Origin of the sequence: Brevundimonas sp. 1080 (genome assembly GCF_040545985.1) — a bacterium.
In the GTDB taxonomy this organism is placed as follows: Bacteria; Pseudomonadota; Alphaproteobacteria; order Caulobacterales; family Caulobacteraceae; genus Brevundimonas.
The window spans coordinates 24,871-40,072 of record NZ_JBEPMW010000002.1 but is presented as its reverse complement, the minus strand read 5'-3'; the positions used below and the strand labels follow the sequence as shown (position 1 = coordinate 40,072).

The following is a 15,202-nucleotide window of genomic DNA, read 5'->3' as shown; positions in this document are numbered from 1 at the left end:
AGTCTTATATCGTCCACTATTGTGAGACGAAAGAACAGAATGTGGGAAATCTAGATGCGCGCCGATCGCCGCACGCTGCTGCAACTGGGGGTCGTCAGCGCCTTGACGCCAGCGACGCCGGCGTTTGCGCAGTCTAGCCGTTTGCGCACGTTCGACGCGTCCGACTATGGCGCGGTGGGTGACGGGGTCGCCATCAACACTCGTCCTATCCAGGCCGCCATCGACGCAGCGGCAGGGCAGGGCGGAGGGGTCGTGGTCCTGAAGCCCGGTCTGTACCTGTCAGGCTCGTTATTCGTGAAGTCGGGGGTGACCCTGTCGATCGAACGCGGCGCAACCCTGCGCGGCGTTCAAGATCTGGCCGCCTATCCGATGGTTCGCACGCGTATTGCAGGCGTTGAGATGGACTGGCCCGCCGGCTTGCTAAATGTCTATCAGCAACAGAACGCCAAGATCACGGGTGAGGGTCTTGTCGATGGCGACGGCAAGGTCTTCTGGGACTCCTATTGGGCGCTGCGACGCGATTATGATCCGCGCGATCTGCGATGGGCTGCCGACTACGACTGCCGCCGTCCGCGTCTGATTCACGTTTACGATTCACAGCAGGTTGAGGTTTCCGGTCTGAACCTGGCGCGATCCGGGTTCTGGACCGTCCACGTCTGCTATTCGCGGGACGTGAAGGTCGCCGACCTGATCATCAGGAATAACATCGGCGGACGCGGCCCTTCGACGGACGGCATCGACATCGACTCATCGGAGCGGGTGTTGGTCGAGAGATGCGACCTGTCGGTCAACGACGACGCGATCTGCATCAAGGCCGGACGCGACTGGGACGGGCTGCGGGTAGCCCGGCCGTGCCGTCAGGTGAAGATTCGCGACTGCATCGTCCGTGACGCCCTGGCCGGGATGACCTTCGGATCGGAGACATCTGGCGGATTTGACGACATCGAAGTCTCTGGGCTGAGGATCGAGTATCCGGTACCGCTGGGGATCTTCTTCAAATCAGGCCACACACGCGGCGGCGTGATCTCCAACATCCGCCTGCGCGACATCCATCTGCAGGACGTGCGCACATTGATGCAGGTGAACCTGAACTGGTACCCAAACTACAGCTACGCCCAGATCCCGGACGGCATCGCGGACGTGCCGGATTACTGGCGCGCGCTCGCCACGCCCGTGCCGCGCGAACAGGGCATTCCCCGTATCCACGATGTTCGCCTGTCGAACATCAAGGCCGTCGGCGGCAAAGTCGGATTCGCCGCCGCCGCCTATCCTGAAGCGCCGCTGAAAGACTTCATTTTCGAACGGTTGGACTGGGATGTGCAGGATGCGGGCGCCATCGCCAATGCCGAGAACTGGCGCTTCCGCGACTGCAACATCGAAACCCTGGATGGCCAAGGTCCCAAGGTGACCGCGTCGTCCGGCGTCACTGGCCTGCGATCCAGACAAGCATGAAAAACCAGAAAATTTTGGGAGTTAGCGCGATGAAAATCCTTTCCGCCTGTTCGATCTTGGCATTTGGCGCGGTCGCGCTTGTGGGGGGCGTTTCCGGCGCCGCCCAGGCTGAAGTCCTGCGGCTGAACACGCCGGCGGTGGGCCTGACCAGCGACAGGATCGGCGCCTTGCCCGACGCGGAGCGCGGTCCGTGGGCCGAGTATCTGGCACGCTCCCAGGCCCAGCATCTGGCCGACCGCGCTGCGCTCGCGGCCGAGCTTCCCGCCGGAGTTGCTCCGCCGCCGCCGCCCAAGGCCGTCGGACCCGCCCACTACAACATGCCGCTGGATCGGCCTGCCGACTGGTACGCCACGGCCGACGCCCGGGCTGTCGCGGATGCGATCGTCAGTTTCCAGACGCCCGCCGGCGGATGGAGCAAAAACCAGGATCGCAGCATTGCGCGCCTGCCGGGTCAGCGGTTCTCCAACGATGCCGAAACCATGGAGCAGAACCCGGCGAACTTCGATGCGCCGGCGGATCGCTTCTGGACCTTCGTCGGCACGTTGGACAACGAGGCGACGTGGTCGGAAATGCGTTTCCTGGCCAAGGTCGCCGCCCACGCGCCCGGACGCGACGGCGACGCCTGGCGCGCCAGCGTCATCCGAGGCGTGCGGTATCTTCTGAACGCGCAATATCCAAATGGCGGCTGGCCTCAGATCTGGCCGCTCGAAGGCGGCTTCCACGACTCCATCACCTTCAACGACAATGCGGTGGCGAACGCGGCCATGCTGCTTCGTGATGTCGCCCATGGCGCTGAGGGCTTCGACTTCGTGCCGGCTGAACTGGAGACACGGGCGGCCGAGGCGACTCGAAAGGCGATCGACGTGATCCTCGCGGCACAGGTGCGTCAGGGGGATCGACTGCTGGGCTGGCCGCAGCAGGTCGAGCCCATGCGACTGGTTCCAACCAGCGCTCGGAACTACGAGCCGCGATCCATCGCAAGCGGCGAAACAACCGATATCCTGATCTTCCTGATGGGCGAGGAGAACCCATCGCCGGAGATCAGGGCCGCCGTTCGCGGCGCCGCCGAATGGCTTCAGGCGGTGCGTGTCTATGACAAGTCATTCGAAATGACCGACGACGGACGCAAGCTGATCGACAAGGCCGGTGCGGGTCCGATCTGGTCTCGCAACTACGATCTGGTGACCGGGCGTCCGATCTTCGGCGACAAGGATCAGACCATCCACAACGACGTCAATGAAATCTCTGTCGGAAGGCGCAACGGCTATTCCTGGTGGATTTCATCGCCGCAGAAGGCGCTGGATATGTACGCGACGTGGCACGCACAGTGAGAGCGCTTTTGATAATGGGTTAGGCCGCCAAGGCCGACGCAGATGACGCCAGCCATTCCAGTTCATCGCCGTAGGGATGGCAGTGGGCCAGGACGCGGGTTTCGCCGGTGGGCCAGGCCGTCAGGCGCAGCTCGACGTGGCTGCGGTCGCGGGTCCATTCGAAGCTGATCCAGAGCAGCGGGTGGTCGGCGTCGGCGCGGCGGCCGGCGGTCGAGAGCAGCGCCGTGATCTGACGCCGGTCGTCGTCGCTCAGATATTGCAGCACCATGGTGTGCATGACGACGCGGCAGCGCCCAACCGCCTGCGGCTCGGCCAGCCGGTCGGCCAGCCAGGTCACGGCGTCGGCCTGATCGATGCGCGGCGGATGATCGGCGGCGATGCGCAGGGCGTTCTCGAGGCGTTGGGTGCGCGCCGGCTGATCCGCCCAGGCGAAGGCCAGCAGACGTTCGCGATGCGCCGGGTCTGCGGCATTCAGCGGGTGCAGATCGACGCCGCGCGCCGCCGCGATGGAAACCGGGCCGGCCTTCGGCGACGCGCCCTGCCACAGGGGCTCGATCTGCACGTTCGAGAATGGATCGCCGGCTGACGCCGACCCCAGAGCATAGGCGTAGCGATGCAAGTTCAGGTTCAGACCGCAACTGGAGCCGAGCTCGAGCAGCTCGAAGGGCATGGCGCAATCCAGAGGGGCGGCCATCAGCGCGCTCATCAGCGCGGCGGCGCGCGCCACCTCGTTCGTTTGCGGCGGATGCAAGATCCAGTCGGCGATGTATCGATCGTTCCGGGCCAGGGCGTCGGCCACAGCCGCGTCGAAGTCGGTGTGTTCTCGACGATAGAGGCTGGTCAGGGCGTAGGACCGGCCCGCGCGCGCGAGGGCATGCAGGGCGCCGTTCAAACGTAGAGCCAAGGCGGCTGCGGCTTGATCTCCCGACCAGTCATACAGCCGTGCGGCGGTGAGCGGCGCATGCGACAGCTGCCGGCTTGCGGCTTCGAGAACGCCGGCGACGAAGGGTGACCCCATGGCGCGGCAGCGGTCGGCCTGGGCCGCGAGTTCCTGGGTGAAACGGTCGGCGACGGGGCAGATCATCCAGTCACCAATCGCATCGTCGCGCATTCCGAATAAAACGAACTGTTACTTGTGTGTCCCCGGCCTGAAGAAGTATTCGCCCGGGGGTTGCGACCCGGCGTTTCTTGAAGCACGGACGGGAAGGGTGACTTACCTATGATCACCTCGCTTAACAGCGCATGAATCTCGCGAAATTTGGGTCCGGTCGATGTAAGCGCCCGGGCGTCGGCAGCTTAACTATCTTTTTAGTCGTTCCGTCATAGGGGTGGATAGTCACCTGAAAAACAGGGTGTTTTGCGTAGCTCGAACAAGGATCGGGCTGTGCGCAGTGGCGTCAGCTGAGTAATCGGTTGCCCCTAGGTAAGTATAAGTGCGTAACGGGGGTGAGCTCATGATGTCGAAGATGCGAATTCCGAGAAAGCTGCGGCTTTCCTTCATCCTGATCTGCGTCTCGGCGGCGATCATGATGGCGGTCTTTTTCGCCACGATCATGATGATCCGCGCGTCCATCGAGAGCAACAATCTCAGCCGCACGATCGAGGCGCAGGCGATGTCGCTGGAAACCGCGATCCTGCGTCAGAACAGCCAGTTTCGAGGCTTTCTGGTCACCGGCGACGAGACCTATCTGAAATCCTACTACGAAGGGCGCGACGAGTTCGACAAGGTGGTCGTCGAGTTGAATGGTCAGCTGGGCGACGCCGAAAAGCAGGCCCTGCTCGAAAAATCGCGCCTTGCCACCCTGGCCTGGAGAGCCGATTGGGGTGATCGCATGATCGCCGAGGTTCGCGCCGGCAAGCGCGAGCAGGCCCAGCAAGACGTGCGAGACGCGGGCAAGAAGGTGCTGGTCAGCGACGCCGTCCTGCCTCTGCGCGATCTGCGCGAGGCCGAAGCCGCGGTCACCGAGAAAAATCTGGAACGTCAGCAGGCTGCGATCGTCACCGCGATCATCGCCCTGATTGTCGGCGGCATCGCCCTGATTACGATCGCCATGGTGCTGTCGGCCATGCTCAGCCGCATGATCGCGCGCCCGATCACGGTCCTGACCGAGGCCATGGGCCAACTGGCAAAGGGCGACAACGACATCGTCGTGGACGCCAGCCATGCCGACGAACTGGGCGACATGGCGCGCGCGGTCCTGGTGTTCCGCGACACGGCTCTGGCCAAGGCCGAGGCGGAACGGGCCAAGGCGGCCGCCGATCTGGCCAAGGACGCGGCCGAGCGTGAGAAGATCGTCGCCGACGCCGCGCAACGTCATGTCGTCGAGGAGCTCGACACAGCTCTGGAGGCCTTGGCCGCCGGCGATCTGACCCACACCATTCGCACGCCGTTCGCTCCGGAGTATGAGCGCCTGCGCACGGCCTTCAACGTGGCGGTGCAGGGCCTGGAAGAAAGCCTGGCCAGCGTCGCCGGTTCGGCCCAAAGCGTTCGACTGGGCGCCACGCAGATCTGCTCGGCGTCCGAAACCCTGTCGTTGCGAACCGAACAGCAGGCGTCCAGCCTGCAGCAAACCACCACCGCCACCAACCACGTCACCGACATGGTCGGCGACACGGCGCGCAGCGCGGCCAACGCCCGCAATGCCATCACCCTGGCCAATGGCGACGCCGCGGACGGTCGCGTGATCGTTGAAGAAGCGATCGTCGCCATGGACGCCATCAAGGCCGGATCTCAGGAGATCGGCGAGATCATCAACATGATCGACGCCATCGCCTTGCAGACCAATCTTCTGGCCTTGAACGCCGGCGTCGAGGCCGCGAGAGCGGGCGATGCCGGACGCGGTTTCGCCGTTGTCGCCGGCGAGGTGCGCGAACTGGCCAAGCGCACCGTCGACGCCGCCAAAGACATCAAGCAACTGATCAGCAAGTCGTCGGACGAGGTTCGGCTGGGCGTCGATCGGGTCGGCGAAACGAGCGAGATGCTGGCGCGGGTCGTGTCCAAGATCGGCGACGCCAACACCCTAATCGTGGACATCGCGCAAGGGGCGCATGTCCAGTCCGAGAACCTGAAGCAGGTCAACAGCGCCGTCGGCAGCATGGACCGCATGACCCAGCAGAACGCCGCCATGGCGGAAGAGGCGACGGCGGCCGCGCGCATCCTGGCGACCGAAGCCGATGAGCTGGCGACCCTGGTTTCCAGATTCCGGCTGAATACGACGGCCTCGGCCTCGGCCGCGCCGGCGCCTCGCCGAGATACCGCGTCCGCCCCCAGGTCGGCACCAAAGGTCATCCGCACGGTTGGTGCGCTCGCCCTGTCGAGCGAAGCGGCCGATGACGATTGGAACGAGTTCTAAGATATCGATCCAGTTGAGTGTAGAAGAAATCGGCGCTCCAATCTGAACTTCGTAAGCGCCGTTATGTCAGTATTAATCCGTATTCTGGCATTATAAATCATCAAACACATCCGTGTTCTATTGATAACAGCCATGCAAGAAACTGCATGGAAGAATTTCCGAACGAAAATCAGTTGTCCAGTCTCTGTACTGCAAGACAACACCTTGGAGGCTTCCTTGAAATCCCTGTACCTCACGGCTGCGTTTGCGCCGCTTATCCTCGCCATGCCTGCTCATGCGCAGACGCAGCCTGCGCCGCAGCGCCAGACGGCCTGGGAGGCCAGCCGGACGCGGGCCAATGACGACGTGATCGTGACGGGCGTGGCCAAGGCGCGCGACAGGCTGGACAGCGCGACCTCCACCAGTTCGATCAACGATGTCGAGATCGCCAAGATCGGCGCCTATTCGGTCAACGACCTGTTCCGCACCATCCCCGGCATTCGCGCCGAGGCCAGCACGGGCGAGACCAACGGCAACTATACGATCCGCGGCCTGCCCATGGTCAGCACCGGCGCGAAGTATCTGCAGTTCCAGGAAGACGGTCTGCCGGTCCTGGAGTTCGGCGACATCCTGGCGCTGACGTCCGACTATTTCATGCGCTATGACTTCAACGTCGGCCAGATTGAGTCCATCCGCGGCGGGTCGTCCTCGACCTTCGCATCGAACGCGCCGGGCGGCGTGATCAACCTTATCTCGCAGACGGGTGAGGTTGAAGGCGGCTCGGTCCAGGTGTCTTCGGGCCTGGATTACGACACATACCGCGGCGACTTCAGCTATGGCGGTCGCCTGAGCGACACCGTGCGCTTCCACGTCGGCGGCTTCTATCGCGAGGGTGAAGGCCCGCGCGACTCCGGCTTCACGGGCAACAAGGGCGGCCAGATCAAGGCCAACATCACCAAGACCTTCGACGGCGGCTTCGTACGTCTGTACGGCAAGATCCTGGATGACACCGTCATCGCCTATGGGCCGACGCCTCTGCTGGTGTCCGGCACGAACGACGATCCCAACTACAGCGACGTTCCGAACTTCTCGATGACGCGCGACACCCTGACGTCGCGCAACACCACCGTCTTCCCGTTGCTGGACGGCGACAACAATCTGAAGCGCGTCAATCTGCAGGACGGCAATCAGGTTCAGGTGCGCGCGCTGGGCTTCCAGACCCGCTTCAACCTGCACGGCTGGACGATTTCCGAGCACATGCGCTACGCGCAGCAATCGGGCGATCAGTCGTTCAACTATCCGCTGGCCGTGGTGCCGGCGGCCCAGGCGCCGCTGGCGTTCGGCCGTCGTCCCGGAACCCTGGCCTATGCGACGGGACCGCGCGCCGGTCAGGCGATCACCAGCCCGACGACCCTGAACGGCAACGGCCTGCTGGCCTATTCGACTCTGGTCCACACTGACATCGACAGCCTGGACAACTTCACCAACGATCTACGCGCCAACCGCGTCTGGAAGATCAGCGGCGGCGACCTGACGACCACCGTTGGCGTCTACTCGGCCCAACAGGATCTGAAGTTCGATCGTCAGTACATCCCGTTCCTTCAGGATGTCGTGGGTGGCGGAAACTCGGCCCTGGTCGACATCTTCAATACGAACGGCACGCCCCGCACGCAGGACGGCGTGGTCAACTTCTTCGGTCCCTCGGGCGCCGGGTCCAACTCGCGCACCGATGTGACCTACAAGGTGCTGGCGCCCTACGCCTCGCTGAACTACCGGCTGGGCAAGCTGGCGCTGGGCGGATCGATCCGCTTCGACAGCGGCGACGTCAACGGCCGCACGGTGGCCAACGGCCTGACCGACGTCCGCACCATCGACGTGGACAACGACGGCGTCATCTCGGAAGCCGAGCGCACCTTCGCCTTCGCGCCTGCCGCCAGCGCGACGCCGGTCGACTACGACTACGACTATGTCTCGTATTCGCTCAGCGCCAACTACCGCGTCTCGGACAGCTTCTCGACCTTCGCTCGTTACAGCGAGGGCGCGCGCGCCGCAGCGGACAAGATCCTGCGTTCGCCGGCCATCAGCAATGTCGATGGCGACCTGCTGCAGGCTGACGCGGCCTATGATCCGGTGAACCAGGCCGAGATCGGCATGAAGTATCGCGCCAACGGCCTGTTCGCCAACGTCACCGGCTTCTGGGCCGAGGTCAGCGAAACCAACCAGCAGATCCGCGCGGATGCCGGCGGCGTCACGCGTCTGGTGCTGGTCCAGCGCAGCTACGAGGCCAAGGGCGCCGAATTCGAGGCCGGCGTGCGTCACGGTCCGTTCAGCCTGACCGGCAGCGCCACCGTCACCAGCGCCGAGATCACCAAGGCCGAGGACGCGGCCCTGGTCGGCAACTCGCCGCGCCGTCAGGCCGACCTGATCTTCCAGATCATGCCGCAGTACGAGACGGACCTGTTCACGGTGGGCGCCAGCGTCGTCGGCACGACCGAGAGCTATACGCAGGACGTCAACCAGCTGAAGATGCCGGGCTACGCGACCGTCAACGCCTTCGTCCAGGTGCGCCCCATCGACCGCGTAGTGCTGTCGGTGACCGCCAACAACCTGTTCGACGAAACCGCCCTGACGGAAGTGTCGGCCGACAGCCTGCCCGCCAGCGGCGTGGTCCTGGCCCAGGCCCTGCCTGGCCGCACCGTCACCGCGGCTGTGCGCTTCTACTTCTGATGCAAGGCAGGCTTCCGGGCGTGAGCCCGGAAGCCTAGGTCAAAGATCTGCGCAATCAGGTGTTACAGAAGTTGAGCCAGGCTCTTTGTAAATTCCTGCATGGGCAACGAGGAACGGCCGGACGAGAGCTCGATGCTTGATGGCTACGTGCGTACTCTCGTCGGCGGATCTGGTCGCGAGCTTTCTGCGCATCCGCTTATCCAAGCCGACTAGGAGATGACCGTCTCCGAAGGTCGTTTTTCCAGAGAACAATTTTAAAGACAGAGCGCGGTAGAATATATTACTGACGAATACACGATGTCGACAATTTGAAGTTTAATTGTGACATTACTTATAATAATAGATTAAATATTTTTTGCGTATTTCCAACATAGCACACTCGCTTTGATTTAATTGTCTAAGATTTAGCGAGGGTAAGGATTCCCTGTTCCGCCTAAACCTAAACTCGAGAATGTTGTCAGAATGGGAAAAAGAGCGGAATCGCAATCATAGCCGCAGTCCAAGTGATGAGGTTGAGCGGCAGACCTATCCTAACGAAGTCCATGTAGCTGTAACCACCCATGTTGAAGACCAGGACATTGGTCTGATAGCCGAAGGGCGTGGCAAAGGCGGCAGAGGCCGCCATCATGACGCACACCAGGAAGGGTCGGGGATCGACGCCCAGGCTTTCGGCCAGGGCCACGGCGATGGGGGTGATCAGCACCGCGACGGTAGCGTTGGACAGCAATTCGGTGGCGAACAGCGTCACGCCGTACAGCACGATCAGCGCCCCGAGCGGTCCTAGTGGACGGATGAACCCGATTAGTCGGTCGGCGCCGGCGGAGGCCAGACCTGTCACCTCGATCGCCGTGCCGACAACCACCATTCCCGCGATCAGCAGCAGGATTTCCGGCCTCAGTCCGGCGTAGGCTTCTTCGGGCGTAATGACCCGAAGCAGGATCAAGGCGACGGCGCCGGCGAAGGCCGAGGCGGCGATGGGCGCCCAGCCGAGCGCAGCCGAGATAATCACCAAGACAAAGATCCCCAGGGAGATCATCGCCGGGCGAAGTCGGAACGGCCGGTCCGCCGCTCCATACAAATCCACATCGCCCAGGTGCGCGTCGCCGGATCCGTCGGCCTGACTGCGGGATCCGCCCAGGCGCGGCAGGCCGAACGGCAGCAGGCGCTTGCGGCGATTGATGGCTTCGGCCTCTGCGCGGCGACGCGCCTCTTCCATTTCCGCCAGACGCGCGGCTTCCGCCTCATCCATGGCGACCGATCGACCCAGTTGGCGCGCGCCCACGAAATAGAGCCACAGGCCGCCGACGACAGCGATCGCCAAGCCCACGGGGGTTATCTCGAACAAACCAAACACGGGCTGTCCAGCGTTGCGCGCCATGTCGTTGACCAGAAGGTTGGTCGAGGTGCCGATCAGAGTCAGCAGCCCGCCCATGACTGTGACATGGCTCAAAGGCATCAGGAACCGTTTGGGCGATAGCCGAAGTGACTGGGCCACATCGCGGATCACCGGCGCAGCCAGGACCACCACCGGCGTATTGTTCAAAAAGCCGCCGACCGATCCGCAAAGGCCGATGACGATCCAGATGCCTCTGGCACCGATCCTTGAAGCGAGCTGCGTCGCCTGTCGGATCAACCAGCCCAAGAGACCGGACAGTTCAATGGCGTAGGCGATGACGAATAGGCCGGCCAGAGCGATGACTGCGGGACTAGCGAAGGCGCCCTGCACCTCCATCGGCCGCACCACGCCAAGAAGCAGAAGGACGGCGGCGCCCGTCAAGGCGACGACATCGGCCCGCATCTTGCCGTGAATCAGGGCACCCACGACGGCGACGAGCACGGCGAGGGCGGCGATCTGGTCGAAAGTCATGATGCTGTGCAGACCGTCCCCCATCGCTCGCGTCAACCTTTTTCGGGTGAGCGCATCCCCATCAGCGGTTCGCGTGTTAGGGTGGTTCCATGCTCGAAACGATTGCATCGCCTCGGTATTCGATAATCGCGCTTGCGGCGTCCCTGCTGGCGCTCGCCGCCTGCCAGCGTGAGCCGCAGCCAGCACCTGCTCCGGCTGAGAAATCAGAAACGCCGCCGGTCGTGACGGTCGCGCCTGCGCCGATCCTCGATCGCGCAAGCCTGCTTCAGGCCATGGATGTCGCCGCCTCTGCATTCGCCGCCGGGCAGGATGTGACAGGCGCGTCTCTGGCCGGCCGCCGCTTCATCGTGCGCCAGGCCTTTGGCTGTGGCGGTCCCGCCGTGAATGGGCCGTCGCAAGCCGGTTTGGCGACAGTGACATGGAGCGAGGATCGCGAGAGCGCGAAGATGACGCTGACGCTGACGCCTGACGACTGGTCGCAATCGGCCTTGATTGCGGGTGACGCTGAAACTTGGGAAGCGGCCGAAGGCTTCTGGTTGGCCCACCCCTGGCTGCGCGTCGATGGCTGTCCGGTGGTACAGGGGCCCGCCTCGCCCAAAGCGCCGTCGGCGACCCAGACCGTGGGACTGGCTGCTGTTTTCAAAGAAGGCGGGTCCAGGACCGTGCGGCGCAACGGCCGGGCCTATGAGGCGACGCTGCGCGCCGAACGCGACCAGCCTTTGATGCCGTCCGCGCAAGGCTATCGCCTGGTGCTTGAGGGACGAATGACCGCTTTCGCGGACGGTCGCGCCATTCGCTGCCGCGCCGTGGATGCGGATCAAAGGCCGGTCTGCATCGGCGCCGTTCAACTTGACCGCGTCGCCTTCGAGGACGCCGAGGGCAAGACCTTGAGCGAATGGCGAGAAGGCTGAGGGCGCTGACGCCCCGTTCGCATCAGGCGGCGTAGTATTTGCGATAGGCTCGATAGTCGTAGTCGTGGTGGCCGTAGTTCCGGCCGGCCTCCGCCCGGACATCGACTTGGCTGAGGGTGACGCCGGAAAGGCGAACACCGGATTGGCTGAGGATGCGGATCGCGGCGGTGACGGCGCGCGCGGGGGTTTTTCGCCAGCGGGCGAGCAGGACGACGGTGTTGGCCTTGGCCGCCAGGATGCGGGCGTCGGCGAGGACCAGGACGGGCGCGGTGTCGATGACGATCAGGTCGAAGGCCTGACGCAGTTCGTCGAGCAGCGCGGTCATCGGCGGGGCGCCGAACAGGTCGTCGGCCGACAGGCCTGATCCCGACAGGGGCAGAACGTGCGCGCCGGAGGCCGGGTCCAGCACCAGCGTGTTTCGCCAAACCGCCGCGCCATGCAGGACCTCGGCCAAGCCGTGATCTGGGGTCAGGCCCAGCATTCGCGTCACGCCGCGCCGACGTGGGTCGCCGTCGATCAGTAGAACGCGTCCGCCGGAGCGCGCAGCGACGCGCGCCAGACAGACGGCTGCGGTGGTCTTGCCTTCACCGGGCAGGGCGGAGGTCACGGCGACGATGCGCGCGGACGCTTCGCCCACGACGCTGACGATGGGGGTGATCGAGGTGCGCAGCGCCCGGAAGGCCTCGGCAAAGACCGACAGCGGGCGTTGGACGACGAGGTCGATCGGGTGCAACGTCTGATCCTCAGCCGTCGCCACGGAGGAGGCCAGCGGAACGGCGCCGACGGCGCCGACGCCCAGCCTGCGCTCGATGTCATCGGGGCCGCTGAGGCCGGTCTGCATGGCGTTGGCGATGATGACGGCGCCGGTTCCCGCCGCCGCGCCAAGCATCAGGCCGAGTGCAAGGCTGATCATCAGGTTCGGCGCGCTTTGCGCGGTCGGAGGCGTGGCGCGCGAGACAATGCGGGCATCCGCCTGTTCGACGCCGGTCTGGGCGCTGGTCTCGCGATAGCGATCCAGGAAGGCGCGGTAGATGGCGCGGGCGGCCTCGGCCTCGCCCTCCAGTTCGCGCAAGCGCACCGAGGCGACGTTGTTGTCGGCCAAGGCGCCGCGCGCGGCGTCCAGGCTGGACTGAACCGAGGCGGCGCGTTGGCGGGCGACCTGAGCCTGGGCGTCCAGGTTCGAGACGACACGGCGGATCTCGGCCTGGATTTGCGCGTCGATGTCGGACAACTCCTGACGGGCGCGGATCATGTCGGGGTGCAGTGGGCCGTAACGGACCGACAGGTCCGCGACGCGGGTGCTGATCGCCGCGCGCTGAGCGCGAAGGTTCTGGACGACGGGAGAGGACAGGGCCTCGCCGACATCGTCGCCGTTGGAGCCCGCCGCCATCTGGGCGCGGGCGGTGCGCAGGCGGGCGTCCTGTTCGGCCTGCTGTGCGCGGGCCAGGGCAAGTTGCTGATTATAGGCTGAAATCTCCTGCTCTGTCAGGGTGGCGCCCTGGGCGCTGAGCAGGCCGTTGTCGATCCGGTAGGCGGAGACGGCGGCGTCGGCGGCCTCGACCTGGCGGCGCAGGTCTTCCAGCCGGGCGCCCAGGAAGGTGTTGGCCTGGGCGTTGGCGTCGAACTTGGCGGTGAGTTGAGACTGGAGATAGGCGTCGGCGAAGGCGTTGGCGATGCGGGCCGCCTTGGTCGGGTCTTGGGAGGTGAAGCTGACCGCCATCGAATAGGTCAGGCCGACGCGGCGCACGGTCAGGCGTCGCCGGACGGCGTCGATCACCTGTTGACGCTCGATCTCAGCATCGGTCGGCGCAGGCGTGGCGCGCGACAGGTGGTGGGTGAGGGGCGAGGATCGCAGGCGAGCGTTGAACTCGGGATCGCGGATCAGACCCAGCGTCTGCACGACCTGGGCAGCAAGCTGGGGTGACTTCAGAACCTCGACCTCGGTGTCCACGATGGCCGCCTCGGCGTCGAGCGCCGACAGCACGGCCTGTCCCGCCACGACCTGTTCCTTGCGCGTATTGATCTGGAGGCTGGCGGTCGCGGTATAGACCGACGGCTGGCCCAGCATCAAAGCCAGAACGATCAGACAGACGACCGCTGCGACAGCGGTGAACAGACCGAGACGACGGCGGAAGGCGGCGATCAAGGCATGGAGGTCAATGGCGTCGTCCGCCGGCTGGCCGGGACCGCCGATCGCGGGGTCGTGGTGGGTCATCGCGCCATCGAACGGTGATCGTCCCGTCCAGTGGTGCGATGATGCCTTCAGGTTGTCAATCTTCGCGCTGTGGCCGTGCGATCAGAACTGCGAGACGACCGCGATGGACAGGCGCGTCGAGCGATATCTCGGTCCCGCAGCCGCGCCGGACGAAGATTGGTCGAGATAGGTCAGACCGGCGGTCAGGCCATAGCGACGGTCGAGGCGATAGATGGCGCTGAAGCTGGCGGCAAGGCGGGTGTCGGTGCGGTCGAGGCCGTTGTAGTCTTCTTCGCTCCACGCCGTTTCCGCCGTCAGGATCAGGTTGCGCAGCAGTTCGTGGTCCACGCCGATCGACAGGTCGGTGCGCAGTGCGCCGGCCGAGCCGATCACGCCGGTGTCCTCGACGCTGCGCCCGGCGGTGGCGGTCAGGGTCGTCAACTGCGTCGGAAACCACGACAGGCGCGCACGACCGCCGAAGCCGTCGAGATCGCCATAGGCTGCGTCCTGACAATCCTGGCGGATGTATCCGGCGGCGACCTCGCCCCGCATCAGCGCGCCGAGCTCGAAGTCCACGCCAGCCAGCACTTCGTGGCCGGAAGAGGATCGTTCCGGCGACCCTGCCACGTTTCGATAGTCGCGGTCATCGCGGGCGACTTGGACCATCAAAGCTGTCGCGGGGGAGAGGGCGTAGTCCGCGCGGCCGGTCAGGCGGGCGACGGTGCGATCCCGGTCATCCTGTTCGATGACGGCGCCGGCGTCGTTCAGCCCATCGCGGTAGTCGTAGCGAAGAACGGCGGCTTTGGCGGACAGGCGCAATCGACCTTGCGTGCGCGTCGCCGCCAGCGAGGCGGAGGCCATATCGAAGGCGATCGGGCGGCGAGCGGCGGGATCGGCGCCGGCGGCCGTGCGGGGCTCGTGATCGCGGGCGTAGTCGGCGGCCAAAGTGATGTCGGCGCCTCGAACGATGTCGAGACGGCCGGCGCCGCCCAGGCTCCAGTCGGTCGTGTTCTCGCTGTCGAAGTCGAGGTTGCGGTCGATGTCAGCGCGGACACGGGTTTCAAGCGCGTGGCGCGACCACTGGGATCGGACGACGACCTCAGGCGTCAGGCGCAAGGTCGTTGCAGTCTGAGGGTCGTCTTCGGCCGCAAAGACATTGCTGTCATGGATGACGCCCGACTGAAGCCGGGGAAAGACCGTGAAACCGCCGGCCCGGACGCCGAGCGGGTCATAGGCGGGTTGCGGCCGGTCGCGCACGGCGACCGCGCGATTGCGAACGAAGAGGTCGATTTGCGTGTCCTGAGCCGAGCGCAAAGCCTGGGCCGAGGCGTCGGTTGCGCCGAACAGCATCAGGGCGACGCCCGCCGGCAGGATTTCGCGTCGCATCG

9 protein-coding genes are annotated in these 15,202 nt (G+C 64.8%); 5 read left to right on the top strand and 4 right to left on the bottom strand.

Features of this window, described 5'->3' with window-relative positions; translation table 11 throughout:
• Positions 1-54: 54 nt before the first annotated feature.
• Positions 55-1,452, top strand: coding sequence for a glycoside hydrolase family 28 protein (locus ABIC32_RS05660; RefSeq protein ID WP_354073011.1), 1,398 nt, complete (start codon positions 55-57; stop codon positions 1,450-1,452).
• 29 nt (positions 1,453-1,481) lie between these two features.
• Entirely contained in the window at positions 1,482-2,783 is a 1,302-nt protein-coding gene (gene pelA, locus ABIC32_RS05655) for a pectate lyase (protein WP_354073009.1), read from the top strand.
• A 19-nt stretch (positions 2,784-2,802) separates the two neighbouring features.
• Here the strand turns inward: pelA and ABIC32_RS05650 are convergent, their stop codons facing one another.
• Entirely contained in the window at positions 2,803-3,894 is a 1,092-nt protein-coding gene (locus tag ABIC32_RS05650) for a DUF2332 domain-containing protein (protein ID WP_354073007.1), read from the bottom strand.
• 355 nt (positions 3,895-4,249) lie between these two features.
• Between ABIC32_RS05650 and ABIC32_RS05645 the strand changes: the two genes are divergently transcribed.
• On the top strand, positions 4,250-6,136 hold the full coding sequence (locus ABIC32_RS05645; RefSeq protein ID WP_313008417.1) for a methyl-accepting chemotaxis protein: 1,887 nt from the start codon (positions 4,250-4,252) through the stop codon (positions 6,134-6,136).
• A gap of 216 nt (positions 6,137-6,352) precedes the next feature.
• The gene (locus ABIC32_RS05640) at positions 6,353-8,842 is read left to right on the top strand and encodes a TonB-dependent receptor domain-containing protein (RefSeq protein ID WP_354073005.1); all 2,490 of its coding nucleotides are present in this window, start codon (positions 6,353-6,355) and stop codon (positions 8,840-8,842) included.
• Between the two features lie 457 nt (positions 8,843-9,299).
• Here the strand turns inward: ABIC32_RS05640 and ABIC32_RS05635 are convergent, their stop codons facing one another.
• Positions 9,300-10,733: an SLC13 family permease gene (locus ABIC32_RS05635; RefSeq protein WP_354073003.1), complete on the bottom strand. Its 1,434-nt coding sequence runs from the start codon at positions 10,731-10,733 to the stop codon at positions 9,300-9,302.
• Between the two features lie 65 nt (positions 10,734-10,798).
• Here ABIC32_RS05635 and ABIC32_RS05630 point away from each other — a divergent pair, with 65 nt between their 5' ends.
• On the top strand, positions 10,799-11,620 hold the full coding sequence (locus ABIC32_RS05630) for a hypothetical protein (RefSeq protein ID WP_199060630.1): 822 nt from the start codon (positions 10,799-10,801) through the stop codon (positions 11,618-11,620).
• Positions 11,621-11,642: 22 nt separating this feature from the next.
• Here ABIC32_RS05630 and ABIC32_RS05625 read toward each other — a convergent pair whose 3' ends face one another.
• A complete protein-coding gene (locus ABIC32_RS05625; RefSeq protein WP_354073000.1) occupies positions 11,643-13,835 on the bottom strand; it encodes a GumC family protein in 2,193 nt (730 codons plus the stop codon).
• Positions 13,836-13,916: 81 nt separating this feature from the next.
• Positions 13,917-15,200 carry an outer membrane beta-barrel protein gene (locus ABIC32_RS05620; RefSeq protein WP_354072998.1) on the bottom strand — a complete coding sequence of 428 codons (1,284 nt, stop codon included), beginning with the start codon at positions 15,198-15,200 and terminating at the stop codon, positions 13,917-13,919.
• Positions 15,201-15,202: the final 2 nt, after the last annotated feature.